This window comes from Mesorhizobium escarrei, from assembly GCF_935825525.1.
Taxonomy (GTDB): domain Bacteria; phylum Pseudomonadota; class Alphaproteobacteria; order Rhizobiales; family Rhizobiaceae; genus Mesorhizobium; species Mesorhizobium escarrei.
This window is the reverse complement of sequence record NZ_CAKXZT010000038.1, coordinates 736-19,086: the sequence shown is the minus strand read 5'-3', so window position 1 is coordinate 19,086 and position 18,351 is coordinate 736. Positions and strand designations below refer to the sequence as shown.

Below are 18,351 nucleotides of genomic sequence, written 5' to 3'. Positions count from 1 at the left end.
GCCCCCACCTACTCGGCATTTCGCACTGAGAAAGTTGTTGCCGCGAGTACGACCAATTCAAAGGCGCTCTTTGCCATAGGCGTCGCTTGGGCCACAGGCCGGATTGCTGTCCCTCTGGCTGCTCCCGAGCTCAAGAAACTCGGGCTCCCGGCGATCTGCCTTGAGACGGTGCATGTGCGCGCCGCGATGTCGGCGCAGCGCAACAAGACCGACAAGGCCGAAACTGCTGCCAGGGAAGGTGAGATCTGCGCCGTCTTCGGTTGTGGTGGGTTGGGCCTATATGCCATCCAGATCGCCCGGCGGCTTGGCGCAGTGGTCGTCGCATCGATACGGATAAAGCGAAGCTCCGTCTTGCGGCATCCCTTGGCGCCGAGCACACCCTGCTTGCCTCGCCAGAGCTGGCCGACACTTGGCCGGCCGCTTTGCGTGCCCATGTCTGCATCAACTTCGCGCCGACGCCGGCAAGCTGGGATGCCATGGTCGCGGCTATTCGTCCGCGCGGCCGGATCATTGCGGCGCCCATGGTCTCGCAACCGGTGCCGCTCAGCCAGGAGTGGCTGACCGCAAGCGGTGTCTGGATAACCGGAACCAGCGTCGGCACGCGCGCGCAGATGCGCGAGCTGATCCAGCTGCATGAGGCGCAACCCTTCGAGACCCAGGTCCAGCGCGTCACGCTCGCCGAGGCAACCAGCGCATTGGCCCTGCTGAAAGCGGGAAACGCCGAGGGGCGGCAGGCGATCGTCTTTGGTTCCGACATCGAGCCCTTCCAACCTGTTTCGTCCGGTATGAGCAAGCCGTCCATGGACGTCGCGAGGCACTCGTTGCGGTCCGAGAGCTCGTTCTCAGAAATCTAAGACAGTGAACCCGGCGGCATTCTGCGCCAATTTGAGGTGATCTATTTCCAGGATTCCAAGGCTGGAAATTTGAACCAATACGGCTCCCCCACAATCAACCGGCCCCGGCATGTGGTTGCGCCTGAGGTAGACTTCCGCGCGCAACGGCAGCCCCAATTGCGGTCAGTGTCGCCAAACTTTCTTTTCGTGGTCGGCCCTGTTCACGGCTTTGCCATCTCGAATTCGGGCCAAGTGTAGCGATCCGCATTTTGCGGATTCAAGCAGAACTGCGCAGCATCAATTCGGCGTTGAGCAGAATGCGCCCGTTCTCACGTTTCGCCGCCGGCGATTTTTCATCCAGTCGCTCCAGCAGTAGTTCGATGGCCAGGCGGCCGATCTCGCTATAGTTCTGCGCAACGGTCGTGATCGGCGGGCAGGCGTAGCGCGACAAGGGATGGTCGTCGTGCCCGGCGACCCGTAGGTCGCAATCCGCCCCATGGCCTACCTTCAGGCCCAGCTGATACGCGGCAGCGATCACGCCGAAGGCGACACGGTCGTTGGCGCAAAGCACGGTCCTGGTCGAAAACCCTTGCCTCTTCAGGATGCGAAGCGCTTCGTCGAAGCCGAATTTCTCAAAATCCCACGACCGTGCGTCGACGACGGGCACAATGCTTGGCGTCATCTTGAACTGCTGCATGGCTTCGACATAGGCGTCCTGTCTGGCCGAGGCATTGTTGTTGACCAGCGGCATGGCGAAATAACACGGCGGCTCACCGGACCGGCAGAGGTAGTCGACAATGAGCTTGAAACTCTGCCTGTTGTCGGTGCCGACAAACGACGACGTCTCGTCAAGTGGTGAGTCGACATAGATCAGCGGAATGCTTGATCCGAGTTCGGCCAGGGTCCGATGATGCGACTGCACGCCGAGTGGCGCGATAATGGCACCGGCAATGTTCATCGACTTGAACGTCTGGATCGCCCGGTCTTCCATGTCGGCATGTCCGTCGGAAGACAATACAAACGCCAGGAAGCCGGCTTCGTTGGCGATCGTTTCAATGCGACGCGTCAGCGCCATATAGAACGGGTCCGTCGAATTTGGGATGATGACGCCCAGAATGTTGCTGCGGCGTCGATTGAGATTGACGGCGAATATGCTCGGCCGGAAGCCGGACTTCTTTTGCGCGGCCTCGATCACGTTCCGAGTGTTTTTCCTGACCGAGTTGGGATCGTTGAAATATTTGGAGACCGTCGTGCGAGACAGACCGACAAAGGCCGAGAAATCCTCCATCGTCCTTATCGTCTTTGCCATCGATGGCCCCCTGTTCGACCTGCCGTCGCCACTGTCTATTTGAGTCACTTTTTCGCGGAAAGGAGGAGGACAATTTCTTTCCAGCGCAGGAGCCGGATTGTCGTCCGAGGTCGTGGCTGACTGCTCTGATTATGACCCCGCGAAAAACTGTACTTTCATCGTCGTCGGGTCGGCACTGCCCTTCGAGAAGAACGGCAGCAGGTCGACAAGCGGCAGTTGGTGGCTGACCAGCCGCGCCATCGTGCCGTCGTCGCGTCTGAGGATGTCGAGCGCCTGCGGAATGTTGCGGTTGAGCGAATGCGCCCCTGCCAAACGGATCTGCCGGCGGAACATCTCGAACGGGGCGACAGAGACCCTGGCATCGGGTGCGCAGACACCAAAAACCAGCGCTGTGCCGCCATCGGTGGTGAACCCGATCATGCCTTCGACCACCTTGGCGACACCGGTGGCGTCGGCGACAAAATCGAAGCCGCGCGCCCTGGCCGACAGCGCCTGCGATCCGGACACCTGTGGCTCCAGCCCGAGCGCCTCGGCGAAGGCGAGGCGCTGTTCACTGATATCGGCGACCGCCACCCTCTTGACGCCCTTGGCCCTGAGCGAGAGGGCAAGCAGCAGTCCGATCGGCCCGGCGCCGAAGACCAGCGCGGTGCCGGGCGTGCCGCCGCCTACCCCGAGCCCGGCGGCACCTAGGCCGTTGAGGACGCAGGCGAGCGGCTCGGCGAGTGCCGCCGTGGCGAAGTCGAGATCGCCGATGCCATGTAGATGATCGACGGCAACTATGCTGAACTCTGCGAAGCCGCCATCCGTGGTCACGCCATAGGCTTTCAGACTGGCGCACAGATTGGTCAAGCCCTTCCTGCACGCCGGGCAATGCCCGCACGGAATGTTGGGATCGACGGCAACCCGGTCGCCGGGCTTCACCGCTGTGACGTCGTCGGCGATCGCCTCAATGGTACCGGCATATTCATGGCCGGGGACCAGCGGGAACGCGCCTTCGCCGTAGCGGCCATGCAGCACCTCGATGTCGGTATGGCAGAGCCCGGCCGCGCGGACCCGCACCAGAGCGTGTCCGGGCTTGACCTTTGGCAGGTCGAGATCCGCCATGCCGGCGACGCCCGCGGCGGTGAATCGGATGGCTTTCATTTTCAGCTCCCTTAACGATGCGGCTCGAACAACGCTTCAACTCATCCAGTTGCCGCCGTCGACGTTGTAGGTCTGCGCCAGAATGTAGTCGCCGTCGGACGAGGCCAGGAACACGGCGAGCCCCGCAATGTCCCCGGGCTGCGCGAAGCGGCCGATCGGCACGGACTTGGCGACGGCCGCCTTCTTCTCGCCCGGCTTCAGGCCTTCCCAGCGGGCGAAGTGGGCATCGACGACATCCCAGTGCTCGCCGTCGACGACGCCGGGTGCAATCGCGTTGACGTTGATACCGTGCTTGACCAGCGCAAGTGCGGCCGACTGCGTCGCCGAAATCATCGCCGCCTTGGAGGCGCAGTAGAGCATCACCAGCGCCTCGCCGCGCCGGCCGGCCTGGCTCGCCAAGTTGATGATCTTGCCGCCGCGGCCGCGCGCGATCATCGGATTGGCCACGGCCTTCATCATGAACAGCGGCCCCTTGAGATTGATGCCGAAGACCCGTTCGTAACTTGCTTCGGTGATGTCGGTGATCGGCGCCATGTCGAAGATGGCGGCGTTGTTGACGAGGATGTCGATGCCGCCGAACTCGCGGTCGATTTCGGCCACGACGCTGTCGATCGCAGCCAGGTCGGTGACGTCGAGCTTTACGGCGCTGACCGCCGCACCGATCGCCGCAGCCGCCCGTGTCGCGCGCTCGATATCGATGTCGGCAATGACCACTTTGGCGCCTTCACGCGCATAGGCCTGTGCGAAGCCGAGCCCAATGCCGCGCGCACCGCCGGTGATCAGGGCAATCTTGTTCGTCAGCTTCATTGCCAATTCCAGTTCCCGCGATTTCGATTATCAGCGGCACGGCGCCGCCAGTAGGAACGCACGGATCCGCCTTTGCTCACGCAATTCCTGATGGAAGGCCACTAGGCAGCTTTTCCGGGAATCGCTTTTGGCGGATCCGTGTGTCCCCGGCCCGCCGCAAGGGAGTGTGCGGCAGGGCCGGACGGCCGGGTGAAGCGCACGCTATGCCTCCTCCTAGCCTGCTCGGCTTGGAGCGGACCGGCTATTTGATGTAGCCCGCCTCCTCCATCGTCTTTTCGACGGAAGCCTGGGCGCCGTTCAGCGCGTCGTCGACCGACTGCTCGCCGGTGACTGCCGCGGCGATGGCCTGGCCGACCTGGGTACCGATGCCCTGGAACTCAGGAATGGCGACGAACTGAATGCCGGTATAGGGCACCGGATCCTTGGTCTGCTTGGTCGGGTCGGCGGACTCGATCGCGGCAAGCACGGTTGCGGCGAAAGGGGCCGCCTTCTGGTAGTCCGCGCTGGCATAGGTGGACTTGCGCGTTCCTGGCGGTGCCGCGACCCAGCCTTCGGTCTCGCCGACGCGCTGGACATAGGCCTTCGACGTCGCCCACTTCACGAAGGATTTCGCCGTGTCCGCCTTCTTGGTCGACGTCGGGATGGCGAGGCTCCATGCCCAGCCCCAGGCCGAACCGTTGGCCGTCACTGCCACCGGCGCTTTGGCAAAGGCAACCTTGTCGGCGACCTTGCTTTGCTTCGGATCATAGACGCGGCCCGCCGCCGAAGTGGCATCGATCCACATGGCGCAACGACCGGAGGCGAACAAGGTCTGGTTCTCGTTGAAACCGTTGGAGCTTATTCCCGGAGGTCCATCCTTCTTCATCGTGTCGACATACCAGCCGATCGCCTTTTTCCACTCGGGCGAATTGATCTGCGGCTTCCAATCCATGTCGAACCAGCGGCCGCCGAACGTGTTCACCAGTGTGCCGACAAAGGCCATGTTCTCGCCCCAGCCCGGCTTGCCGCGCAGGCACAGGCCGTACTGCTCCTTCGACTTGTCGGTGAGCTTGTCGGCGAATTCGGTGATCTGGTCATAGGTTGGCTGCTCCGGCATCTTCAGGCCGGCGGCGTCGAACAGATCCTTGCGGTAGAGCGTGAACGAGCTTTCGGCATAGAACGGCACGGCGTAGAGCTTGCCGTCGACCGTCAGGCCGCTGCGCACCGGCGCGATGAGATCATCATAGTCGTAGTCGTCGCCGAGATCGTTGAGCGGTGTCAGCCAGCCGCTCTTGCCCCAGATCGGCGTCTCATAGCCGCCGATGGTCATGACATCGAACTGGCCGCCCTTGGTGGCGATGTCGGTGGTGACCCGCTCGCGCAGCACATTCTCCTCCAGCACCACCCAGTTGACCTTGTTTCCGGTTGCCTTCTCCCATTCGGGCGAAAGCTTTTGCATGATGATCATGTCGCCATTGTTGACCGTCGCGACCGTGATCTCCTCGGACAGGGCGGCACTGGTCGCCAGCGCCGAAGCGGCGACCGACAGGGCGAAAATTCCAATACGCTTACCAATTGGCATTTCGTCTCCTCCTTTACGAATGCGCATGTGTAAGTGAACATGCGTATATATTTTATTGCGCTACAGGAAAGCCAAGTCAAGTCGACTGTGTCCTGATTTTTGGGGAAATCCATCCCCCGATGGAGAAATTGTCACCGCTCGACATATCCGAGAAAGCCGCAAATCAAGTGAACATGCGTACAGTTTATGTTGACTTCGCACTCGCGGCGATTTACCTCGGCTATAGCCAAGCGCTATCGCGCTGCCGGCATACGCCATGACCGGCGTCACGGTTCGGCTGGGGAGAGAAGGAACTGGAGCAATGGGTCGCCGAAGGGAGATCGCCTCCGAATCCGTGGGTCCGACGATCGTCGCCGGCGAAATTCTGGTCGAGATCATGGCGACCGAACAGGGCCTGGGTTTCCTCGAGCCGCTGGTGCTGATGGGCCCCTATCCGAGCGGCGCGCCGGCGATTTTCATCGACCAGGCCGCAAGGCTCGGCGGCGGCGCCGGCATCGTCGCCTGCGTCGGCCGCGACGACTTCGGCACCATCAACCTGCAGCGGCTGCGGCGCGACGGCGTCGACGTCTCGGCCGTTTGGGTCAGCGACCGCTACCCGACGGGGAGCGCCTTCGTGCGCTACCGCCCGGACGGCGGCAGGGACTTCGTCTACAACATCGCCGAATCCGCCGCCGGGCAAATCCGCCTCACAGCAGAGGCGCGGCAGCTGGCGGATAGAGCCGGCCATCTGCATGTCATGGGCTCGACCCTGTCGGTCTCTGGGCTGAAGGAGATCGTCGCCTATGCGGTCAAGGCGGTGCGGGCGCGTGGCGGCTCGATCTCCTTCGACCCGAATGTGCGCAAGGAACTGATCGACGGCGCTGACGGCGCGCTGTTTTCGGCTTTGGTTGACGACGCCGACCTCTTGCTGCCCTCTGGTGACGAGTTGCTCGCCGCGGCCGGCGTCGAGGACGAGACGCAGGCGGTCGCGGCGCTGATCGCCAGAGGCGTCGGCGAGATCGTGCTGAAGCGGGGGGCTGCCGGCTCGTCCCGGTTTGCTGCCGATGGCAGCAGGATCGACTGCGCCGGTTTCCTAGTGGAGGAAGTCGACCCGACCGGAGCTGGCGATTGCTTCGGAGCGACCTACCTGACCTGCCGGCGCATGGGGATGGAACCCGGCAAGGCGCTGTTTTATGCCAATGCCGCCGGCGCCCGCAACGTCACGCGACGCGGACCCATGGAAGGTATCGCCGGCTTCGACGTGCTCGATGGCTTCATTGCCGGGACGGCGAGGGCGACATGACAGCCAACCCGCTTGCAGGCCTCGCCACCGCGCGCAGAAACGGATCGCCTCGCGGCATCACCTCGGTCTGCTCGGCCCATCCGCTGGTGATCCAGACGGCCGTCAGGCGCGCCGTTGGAAGCAAGGAAATCAAGCTGCTGATCGAGGCGACCTGCAATCAGGTCAACCAGTTCGGCGGCTATACCGGAATGACGCCGGAGCGGTTCGTCGGCTTCGTGCTGGAGATCGCCGGCAAGGAGGTGCTGGAGGCCTCGCGCATCATCTTCGGCGGCGATCATCTGGGACCGAACCCATGGCGCGCGGAGCCGGCGGCGCAGGCGATGGACAAAGCCGAGGCCATGGTCAGCGCCTATGTCGCGGCCGGCTTCAGCAAGATCCATCTCGACGCCTCGATGGGATGCGCCGGTGAGCCGGCGGCCCTCGACGACGAGACGATCGCCATGCGGGCGGCGCGGCTGGCTAAGGCGGCTGAAAAGGCAGCGCGCGCGAGCGGGGGTGCGTTGCCGGTCTACATCATCGGCACCGAGGTTCCCGCGCCGGGCGGCGTCGACCACACGATCAGCGAGCTGAAGCCGACCGAAGCGGCGGCGGCGCGCCGCACGATCGACGTGCATCGTGAGATCTTTGCCCGGGAAGGGCTGGCGGAAGCGTTCGGCCGCGTCATCGCCGTGGTCGTGCAGCCGGGCGTCGAATTCGGCAGCCAGAACGTCGTCGCCTACAGGCCGGAAGCGTCGAAGGCGCTGACCGGACTGCTCGATGAGGAACCGTCGCTCGTCTACGAGGCGCATTCCACCGACTACCAGAGCCGCGCTGCGCTGACGGCACTTGTCGGCAACGGCTTTCCCATCCTCAAAGTCGGCCCGGGCCTGACATTTGCCTTGCGCGAGGCGCTTTACGGGCTTGACCTGATCGCGTCCGAAATGGTCGCGGATTACGGCAACAGGTCGCTTGCCCGCACGATGGAGCGCGTGATGCTGGCATCGCCGGGCCATTGGCACAGCCACTATCACGGCAATGACGCGAGCCTCTACCTCCAGCGGCATTACAGCTACAGCGACCGCGTCCGCTATTACTGGAGCAACCCCACTGCCGGCGTTGCCGTTGGCCGTCTGCTCGAGGTGCTCAACGGCGTCGGCATTCCCGAAACGCTGATGCGACAGTTCCTGCCGATGGTGCCGGCCGAGCTCGGGCCTGGCGGGAATCCCGAGGCCATTCTTCACGCCGCGATCGGCCAGGTGCTGGCCGACTACGACGCGGCTTGCTGCGGGGACAACGCCTGAATTCGTTGCGTCGTCATCAGCCAAGAGCTTGCTGTGTCTACTGGTCACCGCCAAGTATCACCTCGAGCCCGCTGGGCATTGCACAGCGGCGAACAGGTCTCCACTGTTTCGGACGCCGCAACAGCGCCTCGCCTCGCTTACAACTTCGTCCGTACAGCGCCGAGCGCGGTCTACAACGCTCGCTTCCAATCGGACAACCATATGGCCGACGCCAACCGGTTCACCGGCAACGCCGTCAGATTCCCGTCGGTGGCTCGCTTCCAGACCAAGTAGCGGCCTGGCCAATTGGGAGAAGCTGCACTCATCCAGGCAGATGCGGCAACGTCCTCTGTTGCCGCTCCGCCGACCTGATGATGGTCTATGGCCGCGGTGTCGATCCGTTTAAGCTCAAGTTCGATTGCAGCCGATGCAAGCCACAAATCAAGATCACCCTCCTTGAAGTCCACCCCGAGCACCTGCCCAAGCGATTGATGATCCACAAACCGATGAAAGGCGCGGATGACAAGATCCTCTGGCATACAGAGCGGTTCCGGGGATGAGCGGAGGGCGGTAAAGGTCAGGTTCCGCTACCAAAGCGGATTTCAGGTCGTCGATGGCAGCGCCGTGCTTGCGACGTTCGATAGCCGTGTCGATGCGTTCAAGTTCGTCGCCGGCCGTGGCGTGCGGATACGGCCCAGTTGAGGCGCCATCACTCCGCCGGTGTGAATTCCGGTTCGGCGGCTTCCACCTTCTCGCCGCGCCGCGCGCCTTTGAGCCAATGCTGCAGGCGATCAAGATAGAGATAGACGATCGGGGTAGTGTAGAGCGTCAGCACTTGGCTGAGCGCCAGCCCGCCGACCATAGCGTAGCCGAGCGGCTGACGCAGCTCCGAACCCGACCCGGTGCCGAGCATCAGCGGCACGCCGCCCAACAGGGCCGCCATCGTCGTCATCAGGATCGGCCGGAAGCGTAGCAGGCAGGCTTGGCGGATCGCATCCAAGGGCGCAAGCCCGCGTTCGCGCTCGCCGGCAATCGCGAAATCGACCAGCATGATGCCATTCTTCTTGACGATGCCGATCAGCAAGATGATGCCGATGATGCCGATGACCGAGAGGTCGAAGCCGGCGATCCGGAACATCAGCAGCGCTCCTAAGCCCGCCGACGGCAGCGTTGACAGAATGGTCAGCGGGTGGACATAGCTTTCATAGAGCATGCCGAGGATAATGTAGACTACGATCAGGGCAGCCGCGATCAGGATCGGTTCGCTCGACAGCGAACTCTGAAACGCCTGGGCACTACCTTGGAACGTGCCGATGAGGGAAGACGGCTTGCCGATCTCAACCGCGGCCTGGTTGACCGCATTGACGGCCTCGCCGAGCGCCACGCCGGGCGCGAGGTTGAACGAGAGCGTGACGGCCGCGAACTGGCTCTGATGGGAGACCGAAAGCGGCCCGACCTTGCGCGTATCAACCGTGACGAGAGTGGAAAGCGGCACGGCCTCGCCTGTTGCCGGCGATTTCAGATAGATCTGGTCGAGGGTCGAGACGGAGCCCTGCATTGCCGGCGGCACTTCGAGGATCACGTTATAGGAGTTAACCTGAGTGAAATATCTCGCGACCTGACGCTGGCCGAAGGCGTCGTTCAGCGTGTCGTCGATAACCCTTGGCTGAATGCCGAAGCGGGCCGCCTGATCGCGGTTGATCGTGACTGTGAGCTGGGGCGCATTGGCCTGCTGGTCCGTCGTGACGTCGGTGAGCTCGGGCAGCGTCTTCAGCTTCTCGAGCAGGCGCGGCGCCCAGGCAGTCAACTCATCGAGGTTGGCGTCCTGGAGCGTATATTGATACTGCGCACGCGCGAGGCGGCCGCCCACGGTGATGTCCTGTGCCGGCTGCAGGAAGAGGGCTGCGCCCTGGACGGCCGCAAGTTGCGGCCGTAGCCTGTTGATCACGTCGGTCGCGCTCGCCGTCCGCTCCTCACGCGGCTTGAGCGCGATGAAGAAGCGGCCGGTATTCGGAGTGTTGACACCGCCGCCAAGCACGGAGCCGAACGCCGCCACGTCGGGATCGCGGCCGACGATCTCGCCCAGAGCGACCTGCAGGCGCTGCATCTCGGCCGGCGAGACGTCCTGGGCTGCCTCGGATATGCCAAGGATCAGGCCGTTGTCCTGCACCGGGAAGAAGCCCTTCGGGATGTCCATGAACAGATATGCCGTCAGGGCGATGTTGGCGAAGAACACCAGGAGCGTGATGAACTGGTGACGCAGAACGATGTCGAGCGTGCGGCGATAGAACCCGATGAGCGCTTCGAACATCCCGTCGATCGCCCGGTAGATCCGGCTATGTTCGTCGCTCTCGCGACGGAGGAAGCGGGAGGCGAGCATCGGTGTCAAGGTGAGCGACACCAGGGCGGAGACCGTGATCGCGGCCGTTACCGTGATGGCGAACTCTTGGAACAGACGGCCGACGATGCCGCCCATCAGCAAGAGCGGGATGAACACCGCGACGAGCGAAATGCTGATCGACAAAACCGTGAAACCGATCTCGCGCGCGCCCTTCAATGCGGCATTCAGGGGCGTCTCGCCCTCTTCGACGTAGCGGTAGATGTTCTCCACGACGACGATTGCGTCGTCGACGACGAAGCCGATCGAGATGCTGAGCGCCATCAGCGAGAGATTGTCGAGACTGAAGCCGAACAGATACATCAGTGCCGCGCTGCCAAGGAGCGACAGCGGCACCGTGATGGCTGGAATCACAGTCGCCCAGAAGTTCCGCAGGAACAGGAGGATCACCATGACGACGAGAGCCATTGTCAGGCCGAGCGTGAACTCCACGTCGGCGACCGATGCCCGGATCGTCTGGGTTCGGTCGACGATCGTGTCGACTTTCATGGCCGCCGGGATCACCGCGGCGAATTGCGGCATCAAGGCCTTGATCTGATCGACCGTGTCGACCACGTTGGCGCTGGGCTGCTTGAAGACCTGGAGAATTATGCTGCGCTTGTTGCCGTTCCACGCGGCGATGGTGGTATCTTCAGGCCCCGCGACGGCGTGGCCGACATCGCGCACGCGGATCGGCGCACCGCTGCGATAGGCCAGAATTACGTTGTCATACTCCGACGGCGTCGTCAGCTGATCATTCACGGCGATGGTGAAGCTGCGCTGTGCGCCGTTCGTGGTGCCTTTAGCCGCGTTGGCGGTGGCGTCGACGATCACGCCGCGCACATCTTCCAAGGTGAGACCTGTTGCCGCGAGCCTGCCGGGATCGACCTGGATGCGAACGGAAGGCTTCTGTTCGCCGCCGATAATGACCTGGGCGACGCCCGGAACCTGCGAGATCTGCTGGGCGAGCACATTGTCGGCGTAGTCGTCGACCTCGGTCAGCGGCATCGTGTCGGAGCTTGCGCCGAGGATCAGGATCGGCGAGTCGGCAGGATTTACCTTCCGATAGCTCGGCGGTGCCGACAGGGTGGGCGGCAGCTGGCGGCCGGCAACCGTGATCGCCGCCTGCACGTCCTGGGCTGCCGAGTCGATATTGCGTGAAAGGTCGAACTGGAGCGTGATCGAGGTTCTGCCAAGCGTGCTCGTGGAGGTCATCTGCGTGATGCCGGACACCTGGCCGAACTGCCGCTCCAGCGGCGCCGCAACGGACGACGCCATCGTGTCTGGACTCGCACCGGGTAGCGTGGCGGACACCTGGATGGTGGGGAAGTCAACCTGTGGGAGCGAGGCGACGGGCAGCAGGGGATAGGCTGCGATGCCGGCGAGCGCCAGCGCCGCCATCAGCAGCGACGTGGCGATGGGGCGACGGATGAAGCCTTCCGAGATTTTCACGACGCGGCTCCTCGAGCCGCCCGGCCATCTCCGTCAGTCGTCGCGGTGGTATTCGCGGGCTTGGCATCGACCCGTGCGCCGGCCTGGAGCCGATATTGCCCCTCCACCACCACCTGGTCGCCGGCCGAGATGCCGCTATTGATGACGGTCACGTGGCTCTGCGTCGGACCGACGTCGATCGGCTGAGTCGCCGCCGTGCCGTCGGGCTTCACGATCCAGGTATAGGTTCCGTTGGCACCCCGCTGCACAGCCGCCGACGCGATGGTAACGGCATCCTTGCGCGTATCGATCAGGATGTGGGCGCGGACGAATTCGCCGGGCCAGAGCGCCTCGTCCTGATTGGGGAAGGTCGCTTTCAGCCGGATGGTGCTGCTGGTCTGATCGATCTGATTGTCGATCAACACGAGGGTGCCGGTGCCGATCGCCTGGACATTGTCCTGATCATACGCGACCACTTTGACGGGGCCGCGCGCCATTGCCTGGTGGACAGCCGCGAGATTTCGCTCCGGCAAGGTAAACACGACCGATGCCGGGCGAATCTGCGTCAGGATCGCGATCGGGGTCGTATCCGCGGCATGCACGACATTGCCGGCGTCGACGCGGCGCACGCCGATGCGCCCATCGATCGAAGCCTTGATCACAGTGTAATCGAGCCGCGTCTGCGCGCTCTCGATCGCCGCGGCGTCCGCGTCGATCGTGGCCTTGAGTTGGTCGACCACTGCGACCTGACGGTCGACGTTCTGCGCGGTCCCGAATTTCCTCGCAGCAAGCTCCTGGAAGCGCACAAGATCCTTCTGCGCGCCGACCAGTTGCGCTTCGTCCTGCGCCTTCTTGGCCTTCGCCTGATCGAGGACCGCCTGATAGGGGCGGGGATCAATCCGCGCCAGCACGTCGCCCTTGTGCACTTCCTGGCCTTCGAGGAAGTCAACGCTCTGCAGCGTGCCGTCGACCTGACTAAGGATCGAGATCGTATTTTCGGCCTGCACCGTGCCGAGGCCGGTGAGATAGATCGGCAGGTCACGGCGCGCCGCCGCTTCCACCGTCACGGGGACAGCGGGCGGGCTCGCCCGCACGGCCCCGTTGGCCGCGTCAGCGGCCGGCCTGTACCAGAGAAAGCCGCCCGCCGCGGCGGCGAGCACGATACCAAGGGTCGCGAACGCGAGAGGAAGCCTTGAACGTCTTTTGTGTGACGAGAGAACCATGAGATCGGGCTCCAAGTTGATTCGCGACGGAAAAGAATTGCAATTGACGTAACCTTCACCACACTGCTGACGGGATCGTTGCGGCATGGCAGCAAGGCTCGGATCTTCGGTCCTTCGGATGGAAGGGCCCTCAAGCGACCGGTTTGCACTGACTGGTTGGCGGACGCATTGGGCCGGATGCAACCCTGGCAGTCGAAGTTCTTCGACGCACCGAATTTGCCTTCGCACTGCTACTGGTTAGTGCCCCTCCGGACTGGCGTCGGCCTCCGTCGTGCTGAGCGCCTCGAAGGCGTCTGCCTGGATGCCGCGGGAGTGGTGGAGGAACGCCGCGAGAGACCAGATGTTTTGATCCGGAAGCTGGTCGCTCCACGCGGGCATAGCGGTTCCGGGGATGCCGTTCTTGACCTTCGGGAAAACCTCGGCGGGATCGTTCCGCCTGCCGGCGAGCAGCAGGTTCGGAGGAGCCGGATTCATTCCCTGAGCGGCTGGGGCGATGCCTGGAGCCCCATGGCATGAGACGCAGTTCTCCCGAAACAGATGCGCTCCGGCCTGGACCGCCTCCGGCGTTTCCAGACCTGCAGGAACCGGCACCCGTACTGCTGCTGCAGGACGGGGATGGGGCATTGCCGTGTGCGGCGCAGGGGCGCCGCCCGATCCGAACTGAGCGAGTGAGGATGCATCAGAGCTGTTCAGGTACAGGAAAAGCAGGCCTTCGAAAACGATCGCAATTATGGCGATGCCGAGGCCCTGGAACAAACGAAGCAACATTTCGAAATCCTCAGCTTCATGCTTTGCGGCGGCGCGTCACCCGCGGCCTGGCGGTGGAATTGCTTCGACCGGCATGGCACGGCGTGACTCCGCGGGTGGGGTGCGACCGACCGTTGCGCGGGTATGCACATCACGAATCGACTGCGTACTCTCATCGCTTCCAATACAGCAAGTGGGGATAAACGCAGGTTGTGTAATGGTTTGGCCGAACCCATATCTTAGTATGAGTTTCGTGCTCAGTCAGAGCAAGTTCAGGCTCCTAGCCCGTTCCAGGATGTCCTTCGCGATAGGCTGATAATGCCTTCGAGACAGTGCCCTTCGGGCCACTCCATCAATGTCGCTACTGAGGCTGCTTGGTGCACAAGCCCAACCGCGATTATAGCCGCGTGATCCGTGTGGTACTCAATCGCCAGTGCAAATCCGCCGCCTGTCAGGCAGGCAGGTGTTCGATAAGGATGGACATGCCTGGAAGGCACAAAGCCGAGCACTCGACATTTCGGCCCAATTTCCGGCCCGAGTGGTAAGCGGCCCCGGCGGCATCAGCCTTCCGCCTGCGCAAAGCTCCCCATCTGGTTCGACCGGACGTGCTTGGGCTTGTGTTCGGGCTCGACGTGGATGGTGACGATTGCCCCCTCCAGTGTCTCCTTGAGGGCTGCTTCCAAGCGGTCGCAGATTTCGTGTGATCGCTCCACGCTCATGCTGCCCGGGACGACGAGATGGAACTCGATGAAGGTGACTTTGCCCGCGTGACGTGTGCGTAGATCATGTGTCTCGATTGCGTCGCCAGTGTTGGTTGAGATCGTCTCGCGAATACGCTTCAGCTCCTCGGCTGGTGCGGCCTCGTCCATCAGGCCGCTGGCGCTCTCCCGGACGACGCCCCATCCGCTCCACAGCACGTGCAGCGCCACGAGTGCCGCTATCGCTGCGTCCAGGACCTCGATGCCTGTCAGCACCACAAGCACGACGCCCACCAAAACACCCACCGATGTGACCACATCAACCAACAGATGCTTGCCATCAGCCACCAGAGCGGCGGAGCGGTGCGTACGGCCCTGCCGGATCAGCACGCCACTCCAGACCGCATTGAGGACGGTGGCGAGCGTGTTCACAGCCAAACCGCTCCAAGGCGCATCGATCGGAGTGGGCGCCAGAAACGCCCCGTAGGCTTCCCGCAAAATTGCCAAGGCCGCCACGATGATCATCACACCCACGACAACCGCCGACAGGTACTCGGCCTTGTGATGGCCGAACTGGTGGTTCGCATCGGCCGGGCGGGCGGCACTCCGAATGGCCACGATCGCCGCGACGGCCGTGACCACATTGATGATGCTTTCCAAGGCGTCGGAATAGAGCGCAACGCTGCCCGTCAGCACATAGGCGCAGTACTTGATGGTCAACACAATGAGACTGACACCGAGGCTCCCAGTCGCGATCTTCAGCGAAAGATTCATTGACGCCTTCCTTGATTGAGGATGGTTTCCACCATCTTGTTGAATCCGGTCGTTAGGCCGCTTGATCCATCAGGCAGTTGATCTCTCCGCGCATCGGTGCAGCGAGCATTGGCACGTCGATGCACTGCCAAAGCGGGCTCGACGGCTTTCCGCCCGCCCTTTGATCTTGCGTATGCGGGCGAGCGTAGGTGGAAGGGCTTTGTTTCCTGGCCTGGTCGGCGCAATCAGTCGCCGAAATCGAATAGATCTCCGAGGAAGGACTTTCGCTTCTTGCGGGGGGAGTTGTGCGGCCGGTGATCATCGTCATGGTGGTGGTGGCTGCTGTCGTCGTCCGATTGGGATAATTCGGTTGTGGTGCAGCTCCCGACCGGGGCTGAACGAAAGAGGGCTGGGGCGACGCTGCTTCGGACCGCTCGACGATCTTGTCGAGTTCACCGCGGTCCAGCCAAATCCCACCGCACTTCGGATAATAGTCAATCTCGACGCCTTGCCGCTCAGCCATGACCAGATCGGCACTGTCGATGGGACACTTCATGAATTTCTCCTCGTCCTATGGGGGCGCTCCAATGGTTCGCAGCTGCGCCTAGGATCACCACGTGTGTGGTCACGCGGTCGGCGGGCAACTTCTCCACAGGCGCCTTGTTTCAGTAGCGAAGGGACCGCCGTTATGACTTGCGCCTAACGAATGGCCTCGATCATGATGCTTTCGGGCACGCCGTGAGCATGCCAATCGGCCGCGCTATCACCACTTATGTACACGACCGGAATTGTCGGTGCGACCTCCACGAATATGGCGGCCAATATCTCAGCCACTCGGGCCATCGCCGAGCCTGACGTGGGTTACTACCGCCTTGAAGCGTGCTGGTTCGGCGTCAAAGCCGCGAGCGCCTGACTGCCGTTCTTCGCGCTGACAACCTCAAAGCCTGCCTTAGCAAGCGAAATTTCGACATCGAGCAACACAAGAGGCTCGTCCTCCGCGACCAAGACCACGTTCGAAGTCATAGACGCGCTCCATCGGATTCGAATCCGGTCCCACTCGTGCAGTGGAGCCCGGATTCGAAGTGCCTGTTGTGGATCACGGACAGTACGGGAAAAGACCGTATGTATATGATGTGTATGGGTAACCGCAGTAGCCGTCGCCATAAAAATCACTGCCATGGCCCCTGAACCCATGTTGGCCGCTGTGATAGCCTCGGCCACCGGCAAAGCCCGCGACATGGGAATGACCGCCAAAGCCTCCGATATGGCCGCCGCCAAAACTTCCGACATGGCCGCTACCCATATGGCCGCCGCCAAAGCCTCGGCCGCCGTGAGCGCCGCCGTGACTGCCGCCATGAGCGCCGCCATGAGCGCCGCCATGACCGCCACCGCCGCCATGACCGCCACCGCCGCCATGACCGCCACCGCCGCGCGCCATCGAGGCCGTCGCCGTGCCAGTCGCCAGCATTGCACCCAAAGCGATCGTCGCCAATATTGTTGTTGATCTTTTCATAATGACTCTTTCAGTTTGAACATACTCGGCTTTTGAAGCCAAACTGATATATAGACGGGCGATATTCAATCAGTATAATACGTTGGGTCGATATATATATATATCTTGTAACTACAGATTTGACTTTTAATATGTGCTGATTCATCGAAGAGTGAATTCGTTTTTCCGACGCGTCGCTTGAGCGAAACCAAGGGCCAGCGACTCAACCGCCGGCGCTTTTTTCATGTCCGCTGGTTCTCCTTCCCTGACCCCGGTCTCCCCGGTGACCAGCACTGGCAGGTCATGGGTCGCATACCGACGCAGGAGGTCTTCGGCATGCTGGATCACTGGGGATTCGCCGAGAAAATAGCCTTTCAGCCGCAACTGGCTGTGCTTGCACTCTCCCACTGGGGAAGGTTGGATCCGGTTCCTCTCCCGCCGCCAGCCATCCGTGAAGCTGCGCAAGCATATGGCGCGACGAGATGGTTTCTGCTGACGCGTGTGGACCTGCCCCTTGCTATGCCCTCGATCATGGCCGGGATAAATCAGACAATATTGATGTGTCTGTCGATGGTTGTTATCGCGTCACTGATTGGCGCGAACGGCCTTGGCGAAGATGTTCTGAACGCCCTTCAATATGCTGCTGTTGGCCAAGGCCTGCTCGCGGGCTTCGCCATCTTGCTTTGCGCTATGATCATCGACCGGATCGTGCAGGGACGATCCAAATAAAGTCCGCGCCGCCCAATAGACCTCGGCTTTGGCGTGGCGTCAGGAATGTCCGAAATCGCGCAACCAGGCCCGTGGCGTTGACACAAACGGTGTCTGCTTTTGAAGAACGGCGAGAGCCAGCAGAATGACCAAGATGGGCGCATTGCTGACCGGGATTCTATGGGCCGACAGTGGACTGGCAGCTTCAGGCTGCGGATCTTCAAGAGCGGGCATTCAGGTCGGCGTGGGCATCGTCGTGAGCTGACCCGATGCGGACCTTCTGCAGCGGCTTTTCCACGCTCGATAGCAGACGTTCGACGGAACGGGTGATCCTGCCCCGGCAAACACCGATGATGTCAGATAAAGTGCGGCAGACAATGTCATGAGGAAGCGAGGCGACATTTCGCGCTCCGCGACAGCCGGAAGTGATCGACAACCTTTCCAACGTTTTCCTTCGCGATTGACCATCCTGGTCAAACACCCCAAACCGGTGCGGCTGCATCACCGTTCCTCCGGCGGCTTGAGGTGCCGAAACTGCATCAGCAGCAGCAGATCGTAAGCGATCTTCAGTGCACCGCAGATGAGGAGGGGCCAAGCCCGGAACGAGGCAGCGAACAGAGCGCCCGCCAGCGCAGGACTGGCTGCGGCGGCCAGGCTGCGCGGGACCGATGTGAAGCTCGCGGCGGCTGCCTGCTCCACCTCGGTGACAACCGCCATCACGTAGGAAG

At 62.5% G+C, this 18,351-nt stretch carries 16 protein-coding genes and 3 pseudogenes; 6 read left to right on the top strand and 13 right to left on the bottom strand.

The annotated features are described in order from the left end of the window. Positions 1-85: 85 nt before the first annotated feature. Together NMG80_RS03495 and NMG80_RS03490 are read left to right on the top strand one after the other, a co-directional pair. A pseudogene (locus NMG80_RS03495) lies at positions 86-222 on the top strand (IS110 family transposase); the annotation flags it as partial. A 38-nt stretch (positions 223-260) separates the two neighbouring features. Then, the gene (locus NMG80_RS03490) at positions 261-854 is read left to right on the top strand and encodes a zinc-binding dehydrogenase (RefSeq protein ID WP_254016847.1); all 594 of its coding nucleotides are present in this window, start codon (positions 261-263) and stop codon (positions 852-854) included. Between the two features lie 256 nt (positions 855-1,110). Here the strand turns inward: NMG80_RS03490 and NMG80_RS03485 are convergent, their stop codons facing one another. From NMG80_RS03485 to NMG80_RS03470, 4 genes are all read right to left on the bottom strand, one after another. Then, on the bottom strand, positions 1,111-2,121 hold the full coding sequence (locus NMG80_RS03485) for a LacI family DNA-binding transcriptional regulator (protein WP_254016850.1): 1,011 nt from the start codon (positions 2,119-2,121) through the stop codon (positions 1,111-1,113). Between the two features lie 150 nt (positions 2,122-2,271). After that, complete coding sequence (locus NMG80_RS03480; RefSeq protein ID WP_254016846.1) at positions 2,272-3,285, bottom strand: zinc-dependent alcohol dehydrogenase family protein; 1,014 nt, start codon at positions 3,283-3,285, stop codon at positions 2,272-2,274. Positions 3,286-3,321: 36 nt separating this feature from the next. Then, on the bottom strand, positions 3,322-4,092 hold the full coding sequence (locus NMG80_RS03475; RefSeq protein WP_254016845.1) for an L-iditol 2-dehydrogenase: 771 nt from the start codon (positions 4,090-4,092) through the stop codon (positions 3,322-3,324). A 241-nt stretch (positions 4,093-4,333) separates the two neighbouring features. Further along, positions 4,334-5,653 carry an ABC transporter substrate-binding protein gene (locus NMG80_RS03470; protein ID WP_436798538.1) on the bottom strand — a complete coding sequence of 440 codons (1,320 nt, stop codon included), beginning with the start codon at positions 5,651-5,653 and terminating at the stop codon, positions 4,334-4,336. 301 nt (positions 5,654-5,954) lie between these two features. Here NMG80_RS03470 and NMG80_RS03465 point away from each other — a divergent pair, with 301 nt between their 5' ends. The 3 genes and pseudogenes from NMG80_RS03465 to NMG80_RS03455 form a co-directional block, all read left to right on the top strand. Continuing rightward, complete coding sequence (locus NMG80_RS03465; protein WP_254016844.1) at positions 5,955-6,935, top strand: tagatose kinase; 981 nt, start codon at positions 5,955-5,957, stop codon at positions 6,933-6,935. Further along, on the top strand, positions 6,932-8,215 hold the full coding sequence (locus NMG80_RS03460) for a D-tagatose-bisphosphate aldolase, class II, non-catalytic subunit (protein ID WP_254016843.1): 1,284 nt from the start codon (positions 6,932-6,934) through the stop codon (positions 8,213-8,215). The genes NMG80_RS03465 and NMG80_RS03460 overlap by 4 nt, the downstream gene beginning before the upstream one ends. Positions 8,216-8,281: 66 nt before the next feature. Beyond that, positions 8,282-8,488, top strand: a pseudogene (locus tag NMG80_RS03455) (DUF882 domain-containing protein); the annotation flags it as partial. On the opposite strand, the gene NMG80_RS03450 reads toward NMG80_RS03455, so the two are convergent. The 7 genes from NMG80_RS03450 to NMG80_RS03420 form a co-directional block, all read right to left on the bottom strand. Next, a complete protein-coding gene (locus NMG80_RS03450) occupies positions 8,386-8,733 on the bottom strand; it encodes a hypothetical protein (RefSeq protein WP_254016851.1) in 348 nt (115 codons plus the stop codon). The pseudogene NMG80_RS03455 and the gene NMG80_RS03450 sit on opposite strands and share 103 nt — an antisense overlap. A 170-nt stretch (positions 8,734-8,903) precedes the next feature. Further along, positions 8,904-12,023: an efflux RND transporter permease subunit gene (locus NMG80_RS03445; RefSeq protein ID WP_301942466.1), complete on the bottom strand. Its 3,120-nt coding sequence runs from the start codon at positions 12,021-12,023 to the stop codon at positions 8,904-8,906. Continuing rightward, on the bottom strand, positions 12,020-13,225 hold the full coding sequence (locus NMG80_RS03440) for an efflux RND transporter periplasmic adaptor subunit (protein ID WP_254016842.1): 1,206 nt from the start codon (positions 13,223-13,225) through the stop codon (positions 12,020-12,022). The genes NMG80_RS03445 and NMG80_RS03440 overlap by 4 nt, the downstream gene beginning before the upstream one ends. 237 nt (positions 13,226-13,462) lie before the next feature. Then, positions 13,463-13,990: a c-type cytochrome gene (locus NMG80_RS03435; RefSeq protein ID WP_436798537.1), complete on the bottom strand. Its 528-nt coding sequence runs from the start codon at positions 13,988-13,990 to the stop codon at positions 13,463-13,465. Positions 13,991-14,532: 542 nt separating this feature from the next. Continuing rightward, entirely contained in the window at positions 14,533-15,444 is a 912-nt protein-coding gene (locus tag NMG80_RS03430; RefSeq protein ID WP_254016840.1) for a cation diffusion facilitator family transporter, read from the bottom strand. Between the two features lie 52 nt (positions 15,445-15,496). Then, the gene (locus NMG80_RS37725) at positions 15,497-15,946 is read right to left on the bottom strand and encodes a TFIIB-type zinc ribbon-containing protein (RefSeq protein WP_436798536.1); all 450 of its coding nucleotides are present in this window, start codon (positions 15,944-15,946) and stop codon (positions 15,497-15,499) included. A gap of 341 nt (positions 15,947-16,287) precedes the next feature. Beyond that, positions 16,288-16,839: a response regulator gene (locus NMG80_RS03420; RefSeq protein WP_254016839.1), complete on the bottom strand. Its 552-nt coding sequence runs from the start codon at positions 16,837-16,839 to the stop codon at positions 16,288-16,290. A gap of 274 nt (positions 16,840-17,113) precedes the next feature. Between NMG80_RS03420 and NMG80_RS03415 the strand changes: the two genes are divergently transcribed. After that, positions 17,114-17,644 carry an ABC transporter permease subunit gene (locus tag NMG80_RS03415; RefSeq protein ID WP_301942465.1) on the top strand — a complete coding sequence of 177 codons (531 nt, stop codon included), beginning with the start codon at positions 17,114-17,116 and terminating at the stop codon, positions 17,642-17,644. 199 nt (positions 17,645-17,843) lie between these two features. On the opposite strand, the gene NMG80_RS03410 is transcribed toward NMG80_RS03415, so the two are convergent. Together NMG80_RS03410 and NMG80_RS37720 are read right to left on the bottom strand one after the other, a co-directional pair. Further along, positions 17,844-18,125, bottom strand: a complete 282-nt coding sequence (locus tag NMG80_RS03410) for a hypothetical protein (protein ID WP_254016837.1) — start codon at positions 18,123-18,125, stop codon at positions 17,844-17,846. After that, a pseudogene (locus tag NMG80_RS37720) lies at positions 18,125-18,351 on the bottom strand (MFS transporter); the annotation flags it as partial. The gene NMG80_RS03410 and the pseudogene NMG80_RS37720, both read right to left, overlap by 1 nt.

What these genes read in the sequence shown, in the direction of transcription:
- NMG80_RS03465 (WP_254016844.1), top strand. Translation starts at nt 5,955, where the DNA reads ATGGGTCGCCGAAGGGAGATCGCCTCCGAATCCGTGGGTCCGACGATC.
- NMG80_RS03430 (WP_254016840.1), bottom strand. Translation starts at nt 15,444, where the DNA reads ATGAATCTTTCGCTGAAGATCGCGACTGGGAGCCTCGGTGTCAGTCTC.
- NMG80_RS03470 (WP_436798538.1), bottom strand. Translation starts at nt 5,653, where the DNA reads ATGCCAATTGGTAAGCGTATTGGAATTTTCGCCCTGTCGGTCGCCGCT.
- NMG80_RS03460 (WP_254016843.1), top strand. Translation starts at nt 6,932, where the DNA reads ATGACAGCCAACCCGCTTGCAGGCCTCGCCACCGCGCGCAGAAACGGA.
- NMG80_RS03440 (WP_254016842.1), bottom strand. Translation starts at nt 13,225, where the DNA reads ATGGTTCTCTCGTCACACAAAAGACGTTCAAGGCTTCCTCTCGCGTTC.
- NMG80_RS03410 (WP_254016837.1), bottom strand. Translation starts at nt 18,125, where the DNA reads ATGCAGCCGCACCGGTTTGGGGTGTTTGACCAGGATGGTCAATCGCGA.
- NMG80_RS03475 (WP_254016845.1), bottom strand. Translation starts at nt 4,092, where the DNA reads ATGAAGCTGACGAACAAGATTGCCCTGATCACCGGCGGTGCGCGCGGC.
- NMG80_RS37725 (WP_436798536.1), bottom strand. Translation starts at nt 15,946, where the DNA reads ATGGCTGAGCGGCAAGGCGTCGAGATTGACTATTATCCGAAGTGCGGT.
- NMG80_RS03485 (WP_254016850.1), bottom strand. Translation starts at nt 2,121, where the DNA reads ATGGAGGATTTCTCGGCCTTTGTCGGTCTGTCTCGCACGACGGTCTCC.
- NMG80_RS03450 (WP_254016851.1), bottom strand. Translation starts at nt 8,733, where the DNA reads ATGCCAGAGGATCTTGTCATCCGCGCCTTTCATCGGTTTGTGGATCAT.
- NMG80_RS03480 (WP_254016846.1), bottom strand. Translation starts at nt 3,285, where the DNA reads ATGAAAGCCATCCGATTCACCGCCGCGGGCGTCGCCGGCATGGCGGAT.
- NMG80_RS03420 (WP_254016839.1), bottom strand. Translation starts at nt 16,839, where the DNA reads ATGGCGGCGGTGGCGGTCATGGCGGCGGTGGCGGTCATGGCGGCGCTC.